General features: G+C 70.4%; 15 protein-coding genes and 1 other RNA gene. 13 read left to right on the top strand and 3 right to left on the bottom strand.

Annotated features, from left to right (window positions below; genetic code table 11):
* Nucleotides 1–11: 11 nt before the first annotated feature.
* Both ACFW16_RS23125 and ACFW16_RS23130 read right to left on the bottom strand, forming a co-directional pair.
* Nucleotides 12–788: an FkbM family methyltransferase gene (locus ACFW16_RS23125; RefSeq protein WP_380309417.1), complete on the bottom strand. Its 777-nt coding sequence runs from the start codon at nucleotides 786–788 to the stop codon at nucleotides 12–14.
* A gap of 42 nt (nucleotides 789–830) precedes the next feature.
* The gene (locus tag ACFW16_RS23130; protein WP_380309449.1) at nucleotides 831–1,880 is read right to left on the bottom strand and encodes an NAD-dependent epimerase/dehydratase family protein; all 1,050 of its coding nucleotides are present in this window, start codon (nucleotides 1,878–1,880) and stop codon (nucleotides 831–833) included.
* Nucleotides 1,881–2,112: 232 nt separating this feature from the next.
* On the opposite strand from ACFW16_RS23130, the gene tsaA reads away from it, so the two are divergent.
* From tsaA to ACFW16_RS23180, 10 genes are all read left to right on the top strand, one after another.
* The gene (gene tsaA, locus ACFW16_RS23135) at nucleotides 2,113–2,610 is read left to right on the top strand and encodes a tRNA (N6-threonylcarbamoyladenosine(37)-N6)-methyltransferase TrmO (protein ID WP_380309419.1); all 498 of its coding nucleotides are present in this window, start codon (nucleotides 2,113–2,115) and stop codon (nucleotides 2,608–2,610) included.
* Nucleotides 2,607–3,650, top strand: a complete 1,044-nt coding sequence (locus tag ACFW16_RS23140) for an ABC transporter substrate-binding protein (protein WP_380309421.1) — start codon at nucleotides 2,607–2,609, stop codon at nucleotides 3,648–3,650. The genes tsaA and ACFW16_RS23140 overlap by 4 nt, the downstream gene beginning before the upstream one ends.
* Before the next feature lie 10 nt (nucleotides 3,651–3,660).
* The gene (locus tag ACFW16_RS23145; RefSeq protein WP_380309423.1) at nucleotides 3,661–4,665 is read left to right on the top strand and encodes a FecCD family ABC transporter permease; all 1,005 of its coding nucleotides are present in this window, start codon (nucleotides 3,661–3,663) and stop codon (nucleotides 4,663–4,665) included.
* Complete coding sequence (locus tag ACFW16_RS23150; RefSeq protein WP_380309425.1) at nucleotides 4,662–5,459, top strand: ABC transporter ATP-binding protein; 798 nt, start codon at nucleotides 4,662–4,664, stop codon at nucleotides 5,457–5,459. Before ACFW16_RS23145 ends, ACFW16_RS23150 begins: the two co-directional genes overlap by 4 nt.
* A 36-nt stretch (nucleotides 5,460–5,495) precedes the next feature.
* Nucleotides 5,496–7,292, top strand: a complete 1,797-nt coding sequence (locus ACFW16_RS23155) for an ABC-F family ATP-binding cassette domain-containing protein (protein ID WP_380309427.1) — start codon at nucleotides 5,496–5,498, stop codon at nucleotides 7,290–7,292.
* Nucleotides 7,292–8,170 carry a DMT family transporter gene (locus ACFW16_RS23160; protein WP_380309429.1) on the top strand — a complete coding sequence of 293 codons (879 nt, stop codon included), beginning with the start codon at nucleotides 7,292–7,294 and terminating at the stop codon, nucleotides 8,168–8,170. Before ACFW16_RS23155 ends, ACFW16_RS23160 begins: the two co-directional genes overlap by 1 nt.
* Before the next feature lie 120 nt (nucleotides 8,171–8,290).
* Nucleotides 8,291–8,725 carry a TIGR01244 family sulfur transferase gene (locus tag ACFW16_RS23165; RefSeq protein WP_380309431.1) on the top strand — a complete coding sequence of 145 codons (435 nt, stop codon included), beginning with the start codon at nucleotides 8,291–8,293 and terminating at the stop codon, nucleotides 8,723–8,725.
* 78 nt (nucleotides 8,726–8,803) lie between these two features.
* Nucleotides 8,804–9,061 carry a type II toxin-antitoxin system ParD family antitoxin gene (locus tag ACFW16_RS23170; protein ID WP_380309433.1) on the top strand — a complete coding sequence of 86 codons (258 nt, stop codon included), beginning with the start codon at nucleotides 8,804–8,806 and terminating at the stop codon, nucleotides 9,059–9,061.
* On the top strand, nucleotides 9,058–9,354 hold the full coding sequence (locus tag ACFW16_RS23175) for a type II toxin-antitoxin system RelE/ParE family toxin (RefSeq protein ID WP_380309435.1): 297 nt from the start codon (nucleotides 9,058–9,060) through the stop codon (nucleotides 9,352–9,354). The genes ACFW16_RS23170 and ACFW16_RS23175 overlap by 4 nt, the downstream gene beginning before the upstream one ends.
* Nucleotides 9,355–9,377: 23 nt before the next feature.
* The gene (locus ACFW16_RS23180) at nucleotides 9,378–10,814 is read left to right on the top strand and encodes a PLP-dependent aminotransferase family protein (protein ID WP_380309437.1); all 1,437 of its coding nucleotides are present in this window, start codon (nucleotides 9,378–9,380) and stop codon (nucleotides 10,812–10,814) included.
* On the opposite strand, the gene ACFW16_RS23185 is transcribed toward ACFW16_RS23180, so the two are convergent.
* On the bottom strand, nucleotides 10,811–11,182 hold the full coding sequence (locus tag ACFW16_RS23185; RefSeq protein WP_380309439.1) for a VOC family protein: 372 nt from the start codon (nucleotides 11,180–11,182) through the stop codon (nucleotides 10,811–10,813). The genes ACFW16_RS23180 and ACFW16_RS23185 overlap by 4 nt on opposite strands.
* Before the next feature lie 163 nt (nucleotides 11,183–11,345).
* On the opposite strand from ACFW16_RS23185, the gene ACFW16_RS23190 reads away from it, so the two are divergent.
* The 3 genes from ACFW16_RS23190 (at nucleotide 11,346) to rnpB (ending at nucleotide 13,283) form a co-directional block, all read left to right on the top strand.
* Entirely contained in the window at nucleotides 11,346–12,065 is a 720-nt protein-coding gene (locus ACFW16_RS23190; protein WP_380309441.1) for a pyridoxamine 5'-phosphate oxidase family protein, read from the top strand.
* Between the two features lie 14 nt (nucleotides 12,066–12,079).
* On the top strand, nucleotides 12,080–12,796 hold the full coding sequence (locus tag ACFW16_RS23195) for a GNAT family N-acetyltransferase (protein ID WP_380309443.1): 717 nt from the start codon (nucleotides 12,080–12,082) through the stop codon (nucleotides 12,794–12,796).
* A gap of 79 nt (nucleotides 12,797–12,875) precedes the next feature.
* Nucleotides 12,876–13,283, top strand: an RNA gene (gene rnpB, locus ACFW16_RS23200) — RNase P RNA component class A.
* The last annotated feature ends 148 nt before the right edge of the window (nucleotides 13,284–13,431 follow it).

Below are 13,431 nucleotides of genomic sequence, written 5' to 3' on the forward strand. Positions count from 1 at the left end.
CGGCGAGACGGCTAAGGCGCCCGGATCAGTCCGATCTTCGATTCCGGCACCAGATACACGTTTTGTTCGGAGATCTCCCCCGCCTGACGTGCGCCGTCGAAGCGCCAGACCCGATAGCCCCACTCCGACAGCAGCTCGAGCACCTTTTCCACATCCAGGACCTGGCTCTCCGCAAAGATGATGGGCTTCGACGACGCGATCGTAGCCAGGCCGCCGGCGATCACATCGTATTCGTGACCCTGCACGTCGATCTTGATGAAGAAGGGGGCGAGGCCAAAGCTGTCCAGGGTTGCGACACGGACGGCGATCTGACGGATTCCCACGCATTTGGGATCGAACCCGAGCAGGGTGTCCCTGCTGAGCCATCGGCGCGCCTCTGTTTCGCTCAGAGACGCCAGACCGTCGAACGCCAGCCCCCGATACGTCGGCACATAGAGCGGAAATTCTCCTGCCCGGTTCGACAAGGCCACCGTGTGGAGAGTGTCTGGCGGGCGATAGGCATGGGCAATGCGGCGCGCCATTTCGGGGTTCGGCTCGAAGCCGTCGATGCGCACGTGCGGACAGATGGTTCTGATGGAGTGGGTGGCCCAGCCGCGATTGGCGCCGACGTCCAGGAACAGCGCGCCGCTCGGCACATCGATCAGCCGCAAACCCTGCAACTCCCGATCATGCGGTGCGCGTGTCAGCAGACGCAATCGATGTTCGGCGGATTTGCCCAGTTCCCGAAGAAAGGGGATATGGACCTGTGCCGTGCGGCCGACCTTGCGAAACAGCCGCGCTAGCTCCACCTCATCATCTCCGCCACGATGCCGGCCCTGATCGCTCTTCGTCTAGATGATCGACTCCACCCATGTTCGGGGGGTGCGCTCGTTGCGGATCTCGATCTCATAATCGTAGCGAAATTCCTTGGGGCCTTTGGCGCGTATCCAGGCGATGATCCCGGCCAGGCCGTCCCGCAACGCATAGGTCGTTCGATACCCCAAAAGCCGGCGCGCCTTGTCGGATGAGCAAAACGCATCCTGCACCTCGAGCGGCCGAGGGGGCATGAAGATCGGTGCCAGTTCGAAATTCAACTGGCCGGCAATCTCGCGAGCCAACTCCAATATGGTCACGACCTGTTCGTCGGGCCCGAGATTGAAGACCTCGGAGCGAATATCGGGGTCGACGCCGAGGCGGACCAGCGAGGGCACGACATCGTCGACAAAGCTGAAGCAACGTCGCTGGCTGCCGTCGCCATAGATGACCGGCTGAAGGCCGCGGAGCATCCTGTTGATCATGATGCTCACGACATTGCGGTAGGGATCGTCGTAGCGTTGTCGGGGGCCGATGATATTGTGCGGGACCGCGATGTTGAACTCCACGCCATGCGCATCGCAGAGCGTGCGCAGCATCAGTTCGCCGGCAGATTTCGATATGGCGTAGGGATCTACCGGCTGAGGATCCTGATGTTCCGCAAAAGGCGGTGAGTTGCGGCCGTAGCGCGCCATGGATGAGCAATAGACGATACGCCTGACGCCGGCGGCGATGGCCGCACTGATGAAGCCCGTCGTCGCGTTGAAGCCATGCGTGCTGATCAGATGCGGCGAGAATACGCTGAGGCCTTCATGGGCCAACGCGGCGCAATGGTAGGCGATCTGGGTGCCGCGGAGCATATCCGCATAGACATGCCGGTCGTTGCAGTCCGCCACGCGGAAGTCTGTCCCCGGCGGTACGTTCTCGGGGCTGCCGCCCAGAAGATTGTCGATGCCGGCGACCTGGGCGCCGCGACTCAGGAACGCATCAGCCAGGTGGCTTCCCAAAAAGCCGGCAACGCCGGTGATGAAAATCTTGTCGGTAATCTGGCACCCCCCCAGACGCGCCTCGTCCGACTCGTTTTGCAGCGATAGTCGCCGGAGACAATATCACGACCGCCGCGGCACATGACAGAAGTCCTCTGGAGTCCTGTCGCGCGGCAAGGAGCCTGCAGAAAGAGCGAGCCGGCCGCGCCGGCTCGGGATCCGGCGATGCGGCCGGCCCGACGTCCGGCTCGCGGCCTGTCCGCGGCATCAAGCCTCTCGCCCACCGGCGTATATCACTCTATATAACGAAGCGGCACGGGAGCTGGAGGTCCGCATGGTGCGCGAGGACGAGATCCGGGCGGCCGAACGCGCCGTCGAATGGCCCGAGGCGGCCGATGCCGGCCTCGTCTTCATCGGCCGCATCCATACGCCCTGGACCCATCGCATGGATTGCCCGCGCCAGGGCCGGCGGGACGGCCCGACCTGCCGGATCGAGGTGTTCCTGCCCTGGGACCAGGCGCTGGCCGGCGTTGCCGAATTCGACAGGCTCGAGATCCTGTACTGGCTGCACCGGTCGCGCCGCGACCTGGTGCTGCAGAGCCCGAAGGACGACGGCACCACCCGCGGCACCTTCTCGCTGCGCTCGCCGGTCAGGCCGAACCCGATCGGCACCGCGATGGTCGCGCTGCTCGGCATCGAGGGCTCGACCCTGCTGGTGCGCGGGCTCGACTGCCTCGACGGCACGCCGCTGATCGACATCAAGCCGGACCGCTGCGCCTTCACGCCGGTGGCCCCGCCGACACCCGGCGATTCCGACGTGGGGGACCCGTGACCTTGTTCCGCCGCCGCGGTGCCCTGGCCGCCCTGATCGCCGCCCTGGCCCTGGTGACCACGCCCGCCTGGGCCCGCACCGTCACCGATTCCGCCGGCCGCCGGGTCGACATCCCGGACCATGTCGGCCGCGTCTTCGCCGCCGGCCCGCCGGCTTCGATCCTCGTCTACATGCTGGCGCCGCAGACCATGACCGGCTGGGCGCGGGCGCCGCGGCCGGAGGACAAGCCGTACCTGCTGCCCGCGGTGCGCGACCTGCCGGAGACCGGCCGTCTCACCGGCCGGGGCGACACGGTCAATCTGGAGCAGCTGCTGGCCGCCAAGCCCGACCTGATCGTCGATTTCGGCACCATCGGCGACACCTACAGATCGCTGGCCGACCGGGTGCAGCAGCAGACCGGCATTCCTTACCTGCTGATCGACGGCAGCTTCGGCAACACCCCGGCGGCGCTGCGCCTCCTGGCCGGCATCCTCGGCGTGCCGGAGCGGGGCGAGGCGCTGGCCGAGGCGGCCGAGGCGATCTTCGCCCAGGTCGACACCGTCCTGGCCGCGGTGCCGGCCGACAGGCGCCCGAAGGTCTATCTCGCCCGCGGGCCGGAGGGGCTGGAGAGCGGGTCGCGCGGGTCGATCACCACCGAGATCCTGGAACGGGTCGGCGCCGTCAACGTGGTCGAGGGCCTGCGCGACAAGGGCGGCCTCGTCACCGCCTCGCGCGAGCAGGTGATCGCCTGGGCGCCCGACACCATCATCGCGCTCGACCGCCGCTTCGCGGGGGGCGTCGCCGCCAACCCGGACTGGCAGCCGGTGCCGGCGGTCAAGGCCGAGCGCGTCTTCCTGTCGCCGGGCCAGCCCTTCGGCTTCGTCGACTTTCCGCCCTCGGTGAACCGGCTGATCGGCCTGACCTGGCTGCTTCATACCCTCTATCCGCAGCAGGCGCCGGGCGACCTTCGCGACCAGGTCCGCGGCTTCTATCGCTTGTTCTACCAGGTCGACCCGACCGATTCCGACCTGGCCCGCCTGCTCGACGAGGTTGGAGGCTGAGGCCGGCGCGGTGCGAACGGCAACGGTCCTTCTGGTTCTGACGCTCCTGCTGGTCGCGACGGTACTGGTCGCCGCCGGCATCGGCCCCTACCGCATCCCGCCGCAGGAGGTGCTGGCGGCGCTGTGGCGCCGGATCTTCGGCGAGGCGATCGACCCGACGGTGGAGACGGTGCTGTTCCGCATCCGCCTGCCGCGGGTGCTGGCGGCGATGCTGGTCGGCGCCGCGCTCTCCGCCGCCGGCGCCGCCTATCAGAGCCTGTTCCGCAATCCGCTGGTGTCGCCGGACATCCTCGGCGTCTCCACCGGCGCCGGCTTCGGCGCCGTGCTCGGCATCCTGCTCGGCCTGCCGGTGGCGGCGATCCAGCTGCTCGGCTTCGGCGGCGGGCTGGCCGCCGTGGCCGCGGTCGGCGCCCTGGCCCGCACGCTGCGGGGCGGCGGCGACGTGCTGGTGCTGGTCCTGGCCGGGATCGTGGTCGGCGCCCTGGCCGGCGCCGCCATCTCCCTGGTCAAGGTGCTGGCCGACCCCTATGACCAGCTGCCGGCGATCACCTTCTGGCTGCTCGGCAGCCTGGCCGGGGTGAAGGCCGGCGACGCGGCGGCGGTGCTGCCGGCGGTGCTGGTCGGTCTCGTGCCCCTGCTGCTGCTGCGCTGGCGCATCGGCGTGCTGTCGCTGGGCGACGACGAGGCCCGCGCTCTCGGCGTCGACGTGCCGCGCCTGCGCCTGCTGGTGATCGTCGCGGCAACTCTGGCGACTGCTGCGGTGGTCGCCATCTCAGGCGTCATCGGCTGGGTCGGACTGATGGTACCGCATAAGGCGCGCCTGCTGGTCGGGCCGCGCTTCGACCAGCTGCTGCCGGCGGCGATCCTGCTGGGCGCCGCCTTCATGCTGGCGATCGACACGCTGGCGCGCTCCGCCGCCGAGATCGAGATCCCGCTCGGCGTCCTGACCGCCGCGGTCGGCGGCCCGATCTTCGTCTGGCTGCTGGCGCATGGCCGGCGCCGGAGGCTGCCATGACAGCGCTCTCCGCCGAGGGCCTGACCATCGGCTATGGCGCCGTGACCGTCACCTCCGGCATCGATCTGGCGCTCGACGCCGGCTCGGTCACCTGCCTGCTCGGCCCCAACGGTGTCGGCAAGACCACCTTGTTCAAGACCCTGCTCGGCCTGATCCCGCCGCTGGCCGGCACCGTCCGGATCGGCGGCGAGGCGCTGGCGCGGCTGCGGCCGGCGGCGGTCGCCCGCCGCGTCGCCTATGTGCCGCAGGCCTATCCGGGCGACTTCGCCTACAGCGTGCTGGACCTCGTGGTGATGGGGCGGACGGCGTCGCTCGGCGCCTTCGCCACGCCCGGCCAGGCCGATCTCGACATCGCCCTGCGGGCGCTCGACGCCCTCGGCATCGCCGCGCTGGCACCGCGGGACTCGACCCGGATCTCCGGCGGCCAGCGGCAGCTGGCGCTGATCGCCCGCGCCCTGGCCCAGCAGGCCGGGGTGGTGGTGATGGACGAGCCCACGGCCAGCCTCGATCTCGGCAACCGCCTCATGGTGCTGGACCGGATCCGCGCCTTGGCCGGCGACGGCCTGGCGGTGCTGGTCTCGACCCATGAGCCGGAGCATGCCTTCGCCGTCGCCGATCAGGTCGCGGTGCTGGAGCCGGGAGGGCGGTTCGAGGCCGGGCCGGTCGATGCGGTGCTGACGCCGGACCGGCTGACCCGGCTCTACGGTGTGGCCCTCACGGTCGAGCGCACGGCGAGCGGCCGCTCCGTCGTGAGTCCGGTATGTCCAAACCGGGGTAGCCAAGCCCGGCCATAGTTGCGACAAGGGCGGCCTCTCTCGGATCCTTGGCGCATGACCCTTCTGCTCGGCCTCCGCAACGCCGCCGTCACCTTCGGCGGCACGCCCCTCTGGACCGGCGTCGACCTGGCGCTCTCGGCCGGCGACAAGGCCTGTCTGGTCGGTCGCAACGGCAGCGGCAAGTCGACCATCCTGAAGGCGCTGGCCGGGGCCATCGACCTCGACGGCGGCGAGCGCTTCGTCCAGCCGGGCGTCCGCATCGCCTATCTGGCGCAGGAGCCGGACCTGTCCGCCCACGCCACCGTGGCCGACTATGTCGCCTCCGCATTGCCGGCAGACCGCGCCCACGACCATTGGCGGGTCGAGCAGGTGCTGGCCGCGGTGAAGCTGGACGGCGACCGGTCGACCGGCACCCTGTCGGGCGGGGAGGGGCGGCGCGCCGCCATCGCCCGCGCCGTGGTCGGCGAGCCCGACGTGCTGCTGCTGGACGAGCCGACCAACCATCTCGACCTGCCGACCATCGAATGGCTCGAGGCCGAGCTGAAGGCCTGGCGCGGCGCGCTGCTGCTGATCAGCCACGACCGCGCCTTCCTGAACGCGCTGGTGCAGCGCGCTTGGTGGATCGACCGCGGCGTGCTGCGGCAGATGGACAAGCCCTTCGCCGAGTTCGACGAATGGAGCGAGACCATCCTGGCGCAGGAGGAGGCGGAGCGGGCGCGGCTCGACAAGCGCATCGCGTCCGAGACCACCTGGTCGCGCCAGGGCATCAGCGCCCGGCGCAAGCGCAACCAGGGCCGCCTGCGCAACCTCTACGCCATGCGCGCCGAGCGGCGGTCCCAGATCGACCGCCAGGGCGTGGCGGCGCTCGGCATCGCCGAGGCCGGCCGGGGCGCGGTCCGCGTGATCGAGGCCGAGCATGTCTCCAAGGCCTATGGCGACACCGTCATCGTCCGCGACTTCTCCACCCGCGTGGCGCGCGGCGACCGGATCGGCGTGATCGGCCCGAACGGCGCCGGCAAATCATCCCTGGTCAAGGTGCTGACCGGGGCCGAGCGGCCGGATTCTGGGACGGTCCGGCTGGGGCCGGGGGTGGAGCCCGCCTATTACGACCAGACCCGCGTCGCGCTCGACCCCGAGACCACGCTGCGCGACGTGCTGCTGCCGCATGGCGGCGACCATGTCCAGGTCGGCGACCAGAAGCGGCACATCGCCTCCTACCTCGGCGACTTCCTGTTCGATTCCTCGCGGATGTTCAGCCCGGTGAAGAGCCTGTCGGGCGGCGAGCGTGGCCGCCTCCTGCTGGCCAAGCTGTTCGCCCGGCCCAGCAACCTCCTGATCCTGGACGAGCCGACCAACGACCTGGACCTGGAGACGCTGGACCTGCTGGAGGAGGTGCTGGCCGACTTCCAGGGCACGCTGATCCTGGTCAGCCACGACCGCGACTTCCTCGACCGGCTGGTGACCTCCGTGATCGCGGTCGAAGGCCAGGGCCGGGTGACGGAGTATGTCGGCGGCTACACCGACTATCTGCGACAGCGCCCGGCGCCAGCCGCGGCGCCCGCTTCGGCGGCCCGGCCGTCTGCGCCGACCAAGCCGGCGGCGCCGAAACCGCGCACCAAGCTCAGCTTCAAGGACCAGCGCGAGCTCGACCTGTTGCCCGGCCGGATCGAGGCGCTGGCCGCCGAGATCGCCCAGCTCGGCCAGGCGCTGCACGATCCCGGCCTGTACGCCCGCGACCCCGACGGCTTCGCCAGGAAGTCCGCCCGGCTGGCGGCGGCCGAGGCGGAGAAGGAGGCGGCGGAGGAACGCTGGCTCGAGCTCGCGGCCCTGGCGGAGGAGCTCGGCGCCTGATGATGCGGCCGCTCGACCTGCTGCTCACCCTCGGCGTCATGCTGATCTGGGGCTACAACTTCGTGATCGCCAAATACGGCCTCGCGGAGCTGCCGCCGCTCCTGTTCATGGCGCTTCGCTTCGGCCTGGTGGCGCTGCTGCTGGTGCCCTTCGTGCGCCGGCCGCGCGGGCGCTGGCGCGACGTGCTGATCCTGTCGGTGATGCTGGGGCTGACCCATTTCTCGCTGATGTTCACCGGGCTGGCGCATGTCGACGCCGCGGTGGCGGCGATCGTCATCCAGGTCCAGGTGCCGGCCTCGGCCGCCATGGCCATGCTGTTCTTCGGAGACAGGATCGGCTGGCGCCGGGCGCTCGGCATGGCCGTCGCGATCGGCGGCGTCGCCATCCTGGCCGGCGAGCCGCGGCACAGCTCGGCCCTGTGGGCGATCGGGCTGATCGTGCTGGCGGCAATCGTCTGGGCCGGCGCCAACATCCAGATGAAGCGGATGGCCGATCTCGACCCCTCCACCATCAACGGCTGGATGTCGCTGTTCGCCGCGCCGATGCTGCTCTGCGCCTCACTGTTGATCGAGGACGGCCAGTGGCAGGCGGTGACGCAGGCCGGCGGGTGGGCCTGGATGGCCGTCGCCTTCCAGGCGGTGGTCGTCGTCATCCTGTCCTACGCCGTCTGGTACCGGCTGCTGCGCACCTATTCCGTCAACCAGACCATGCCCTATACCCTGCTGGTGCCGGTGTTCGGCGTGCTGTCGGGCGTGCTGTTCCTGGACGAGCCGGCCAGCTGGACGCTGCTGCTCGGCGGCATCGCCACGCTGATCGGCGTCGGCATCATCATCCTGCGCCGGCCCAAGGTGGTCGAAGCCCAGGCGCAGGTCACGTGAGGGGGCGTTCCGTTCTGCCCTCCGGCCCCTTTCCTGTCATGCCCGGCAATGACAACAATGAGGCGGAAACGGGGACAGCCGGCGTCCCGGCATCCAACCTGAACCCCTGAGAGGATCTAGATGGCCAAGCTGACGGAGATCGCCCCGGAGCTGTACGCGGCGGCGCAGGTGGACCGCGCGGCGATCGCGGAGATCGTGGCCTCGGGCGCGCGGACCCTGATCAACAACCGCCCTGACGGCGAGGAGCCGGGCCAGCTGCCGGCCGAGCAGGCGCGGGCCGAGGCCGAGCGGCTGGGCCTGACCTACATCCACATCCCGGTCACCTCCTCCTCGATCGCGCCGGGCGATGTCGAGGCGATGCAGCAGGCCCTGGCCTCGGCGCCGAAGCCGGTGGTGATGCATTGCCGCAGCGGCACCCGCTCGACCCTGCTCTGGGCCGCGGGCGAGGCGCTGGCCGGGCGCGGCGATGCCGGCGCGCTGGTCGCCGAGGCGGCGGAGAAGGGCTTCCAGATCGCCTCCCTGCCGGACTTGGTGGCCCGGCTGCGCCAGGGCTGACCTTGCCGCTCGGTTGCGGCAGTGCCGTTTGATAATTATTATGAACCGTCTTGGGGCATCGTCGGGAAAGGACTGCCGATGATCAGTGCCGATTTGGGAGCGCAACTCGAAAGCTTTGTGGCCAAGCTGGTCGAATCCGGCCGCTACAATTCCAAGAGCGAAGTGCTGCGCGAAGGCGTCCGGTTGATTCAGGAGAGGGAGGCCCGCCTGTCGGCCCTCGACGCGTCGCTGGCGCGGGGGCTGGCTGATGCCGAGGCGGGGCGGGTCAAGCCCGCGGCCGACGTCTTCGACCGGTTGGAAGCGAAGTACAGGGAGCTGGCGAAGCGGTCGTCATGATCGTCGTCATCTCGGCCGAGGCCGAGGCCGACCTCGAGGCGATCGGCGACCATATCGCCGAGGACAACCCTGCCCGCGCCCGGAGCTTCATCCGGGAGCTGCGGGACCGGTGTATCGGGTTGGCCAACATCCCCAAGGCCTTTCCCCTCGTGCCGCGGTATGAGCATCACGGGGTTCGCTGGCGTGTGCACGGGCAATACCTGATTTTCTATCGGCTCGAGGCCGAGACCGTGACGGTGCTGCACATCCTGCACGGGGCGATGGACTATGCCCCGATCCTGTTCCCGTCGTGACCGGGCGTCCATCCAGTCGGACGGTGCGCGATCGCCCGGTCTCCTGGATCGACCTGATCGATCTCGGGCTCGACCCGGCCGACCGCCGGCCGCTGTTCCAGCAGTTGCACCTGGCGCTGCGCGACCTGATCGCCCGCCGGGTGGTGCCGGCCGGCACGCGGCTGCCGGCGACCCGGATCCTGGCCGACCGGCTCGGCGTGTCACGCACCACCGTGGTCACCGCCTACGACCAGCTGCAGGCCGAAGGCGTGGTCGCCGGCCGGGTCGGCGCCGGCACCTATGTCGCCGCCGGGATCGAGGTGGAGGAAAGGCCGGCCGCGCCGGCCGAACGTCCCGGACCGGCTGCCGCGGCCCCGGCCTGGCGCGGCGAGACCGTGCCCTTCGCCGCCGGCTTCTGCGGCATGCATCCGGCCACCGAGCGCGCCTGGGGCCGGCTGGTGCAGCGCCATCTGCGCGGCATCGGCGTGCGCCAGCGCGGCTACGGCGACCCGATGGGCCACCGGCCGCTGCGCGAGGCCCTGGCCGAATATCTCAGGGTCTCGCGGTCCGTGGCCTGCGACGCCGATCACATCGCCATCGTCTCCGGCAGCCAGCAGGGGCTGGACCTGGTGCTGCGCGCCGTGGCGCAGGCCGGCGACCCGGCCTGGATCGAGGACCCGTGCTACCCGGCGGCGCTGGCCTGCCTGCGCCAGCACCGGCTGCGGATCGTTCCGGTGCCGGTCGACGGGCAGGGGCTGGACGTCGCCGCCGGGCTGGCGCTGGCGTCCGAGGCGCGCCTCCTCTACTGCACCCCGACGCACCACTACCCGCTGGGCGTGGCGATGAGCCTGCCGCGGCGGCTGGCGCTGCTCGACTGGGCGCGCGACGGGCGCTGGGTGATCGAGGACGACTACGACAGCGAGTTCCGCTTCTCCGGCCGTCCGCTCTCGGCCCTGCAGGGCTTGGACCGGCACGGCCGCGTCATCTACATCGGCACCCTCAGCAAGGTGCTGTTCCCGGGGCTGCGCGTCGGCTACGTGGTGCTGCCGCCGGATCTGGTCGACCGCTTCGCCGTGATCCGCAACGCCGCCGACCGCTTCCCCTCGACCATCCTCGACGACGTGCTGGTCGACTTCATCAACGAGGGCCATTTCACCCGCCACATCCGCCGCATGCGCCAGGAATATGCCGAGCGGCGCGATCGGCTGACCGCGGCGCTGGCGGCCGAGGCCGGCGACGACCTGACCGTCGCCCCGGTCGACCGCGGCATGTATCTCGTCGCCGACCTCCGGCCGGGTCTGGACGACGTCGCGGTGGCCGAGGCGGCGCGCCGGCGCGGCTTGGTGGTGCGGCCGCTGTCGCCGATGCATGTCGCGGCGCCGCCGCGCCGGGCGCTGATCCTGGGCTTCACCGGCTTCCCGCCCCAGGCCCTCGACGCCGCCGCCCGGGCGCTCGGGGCGGTGCTGCGCGGGTTCCGCTAGGGTTTCGGGTCGATCATGGCCTCGATGTTGTGGCCGTCGGGGTCCAGCACGAAGGCGGCGTAGTAAGCCTCGGTGTATTCCGGTCGCGGACCGGGAGCGCCGTTGTCGCGCCCGCCCACGGCCAGGGCGGCGCAGTGGAACGCGTCGACCTCTTCCCGGGATTTCACCCGGAAGGCCACATGCGTCGGCGTCAGCGGCGGCGGTCCGTCCGACCGCTGGATCTCGAACAGCCCGTCGCCGATATCGAAGGCCCAGAAGCTGCCCTCCTTCCCGAAGGCCACGCCGTAGCCCAGCGGGGCCAGGGCGCTTTCATAGAAGCGCTTGCTCTTCTGCAGATCGCTGACATTGATCGTGACGTGGTCGATCATGGGACGGTCCAGGACGTTGCGCCTCGCCGCCATGCTCGCGGACCGCTGCGCGGCCGGCAAGCTTTCAGCGCATCGATTGGTCGGGCCGCTCCTGCGACATTGGACCTTTCCAGTCGCCGCGGAACGCGGCATCGGGAAGGCCAATGCCGTTCCGAGGATCGCCATGACTGAAACCGTCCCCTCCGCCCGCGCTCGGCTGAAGCGCCTGGCCAAGCGCGGCGCCTATGATCGCGCCACGGTCCACGCCGTGCTCGACGCCAGCGTGGTCTGCCACATCGCCTATGTCCTCGACGGCCAGCCCTACTGCACCCCGACCGCCTATTGGCGCGACGGCGACCGGCTGTACTGGCACGGCTCCTCGGTCAGCCGGATGCTGCAGGGGCAGAGCGTCGGCCTGCCGGTCTGCCTGACCGCGACCCATATCGACGGGCTGGTGCTCGCCCGCTCCGGCTTCAACTGCTCGATGAACTACCGCTCGGTGATGGTGTTCGGCACCGCCGCGAAGGTGGAGGACGAGGCGCATAAGCGCGAGGCGCTCGACGCCTATGTCGAGCGGCTGTTCCCCGGCCGGGTGGCGGAGATGCGGCGCCCGACCGACAAGGAGGTGCGGGCGACCACGCTGATCGCGATGGAGATCGAAGAGGCCAGCGTCAAGATCCGCAGCGGCCCGCCGCATGACGACGAGGAGGATCTCGCCGCCGGCATCTGGGCCGGGGTGGTCCCGATCGCCGAGACCATCGGGGCGCTGCAGCCCTGTCCGCTGCTGCCGGCCGGCATCGCCCCCGGCGCGGCGACCGATCCCTATGCTGGCGGCGCCCGGTTCGACGATATCCTGCGCGCCAATGTCCGGGGCGCGCCGGCCCCCGCCGAAGCCGGCGAGTGATGCGGAGACCGATGATGGCCGAATTCACCAACGCCCTGGGCCAGCCGATCGGCGCCCCCGTTCCCGGCTGGGAGAAGCGGCCGCTGCCGCCGCCCACGCAGATGGAGGGCCGCACCTGCCGGCTCGAGCCGCTGGACCCCACCCGTCATGCCGGGGACCTGTTCGAGGCGATGGGCCGGGACGCGGACGGCCGCAACTGGACCTATCTCGGCATCGGCCCCTTCGCCGATATGGAGAGCTTCCGCGCCTGGCTGGACAAGATGGCGGCGGGCAGCGACCCGCTGTTCCACACGGTGATCGATCGCGCCACCGGCCGGGCGGTCGGCGTCGCCTCCTATCTCCGCATCGACCCGGCGAACGGGGCGATCGAGGTCGGGCACATCCATTTCTCGCCGCTCTTGCAGCGCACGCCGATGGCGACCGAGGCGATGTTTCTGATGATGCGGCGGGTGTTCGACGAGCTCGGCTACCGCCGCTACGAATGGAAATGCGACAGCCTGAACGCGCCGTCGCGCGCCGCGGCCGCGCGCCTCGGCTTCCGCTACGAGGGGCTGTTCCGCCAGGCCGTGGTGTACAAGGGCCGCAACCGCGACACCGCCTGGTTCTCGATCATCGACGGCGAATGGCCGCGGCTGCGCGCCGCCTTCGAGCGCTGGCTGAGCCCGGCGAATTTCGATGCCGAGGGCCGGCAGCGGGAGAAACTTTCGGATCTGACGCGGGTGCCGGACTGATCCTCCGTCACCATTCCGTCATGGGACGGCATGGGCCGCCTTGCGGTCCGGCCGACCAGTTCCTATACACTGCGCAGCAGCAGATGGCCGGATGGCCGCTCTGCCGGGTTTCGGCCCGGCGGGGAGGAAAGTCCGGGCTCCACGGAAACACGGTGCCGGGTAACGCCCGGCGGGGGCGACCCCAGGGACAGTGCCACAGAAAGCAAACCGCCCGGCTCCGGCCGGGTAAGGGTGAAAGGGTGCGGTAAGAGCGCACCGCGCGGCCGGCAACGGTCGCGGCACGGTAAACCCCACCGGGAGCAAGACCGAATAGGGGCGGGGCGGCCCGTGGGAAACCATGGGCCGACAGGCGTTTCCGCCTGCCGCCCGGGTTGGTCGCGCGAGGCGACGGGCGACCGTCGTCCCAGAGGAATGGCCATCCCCCGGCCCGCCGTCCGCAAGGATACGGGGCCGGGGACAGAACCCGGCTTACAGGCCATCTGCCGCCTTTTCCAGCATCGCCGCCGAGCGGCCGGGCAGCGTCCCGGGCCGCCTTCTCTTGTGTGCGCCAGGCATGGCGCGAGGTGCGAGAGCACCGAGAGCCGGGAGTGGTGCCCCGGTTTGTGACTTGGAGGTGAGAGTCCTCTGCGGGCCTT

The sequence above is a fragment of the Inquilinus sp. NPDC058860 genome, from assembly GCF_042743185.1.
Taxonomy (GTDB): domain Bacteria; phylum Pseudomonadota; class Alphaproteobacteria; order DSM-16000; family Inquilinaceae; genus Inquilinus.

Excerpts from the sequence above, each read along its gene's own strand:
- ACFW16_RS23190 (WP_380309441.1), top strand. The coding sequence starts at position 11,346 with ATGACTGAAACCGTCCCCTCCGCCCGCGCTCGGCTGAAGCGCCTGGCC.
- ACFW16_RS23170 (WP_380309433.1), top strand. The coding sequence starts at position 8,804 with ATGATCAGTGCCGATTTGGGAGCGCAACTCGAAAGCTTTGTGGCCAAG.
- tsaA (WP_380309419.1), top strand. The coding sequence starts at position 2,113 with ATGGTGCGCGAGGACGAGATCCGGGCGGCCGAACGCGCCGTCGAATGG.
- ACFW16_RS23195 (WP_380309443.1), top strand. The coding sequence starts at position 12,080 with ATGGCCGAATTCACCAACGCCCTGGGCCAGCCGATCGGCGCCCCCGTT.
- ACFW16_RS23150 (WP_380309425.1), top strand. The coding sequence starts at position 4,662 with ATGACAGCGCTCTCCGCCGAGGGCCTGACCATCGGCTATGGCGCCGTG.
- ACFW16_RS23160 (WP_380309429.1), top strand. The coding sequence starts at position 7,292 with ATGATGCGGCCGCTCGACCTGCTGCTCACCCTCGGCGTCATGCTGATC.
- ACFW16_RS23185 (WP_380309439.1), bottom strand. The coding sequence starts at position 11,182 with ATGATCGACCACGTCACGATCAATGTCAGCGATCTGCAGAAGAGCAAG.
- ACFW16_RS23175 (WP_380309435.1), top strand. The coding sequence starts at position 9,058 with ATGATCGTCGTCATCTCGGCCGAGGCCGAGGCCGACCTCGAGGCGATC.
- ACFW16_RS23165 (WP_380309431.1), top strand. The coding sequence starts at position 8,291 with ATGGCCAAGCTGACGGAGATCGCCCCGGAGCTGTACGCGGCGGCGCAG.
- ACFW16_RS23155 (WP_380309427.1), top strand. The coding sequence starts at position 5,496 with ATGACCCTTCTGCTCGGCCTCCGCAACGCCGCCGTCACCTTCGGCGGC.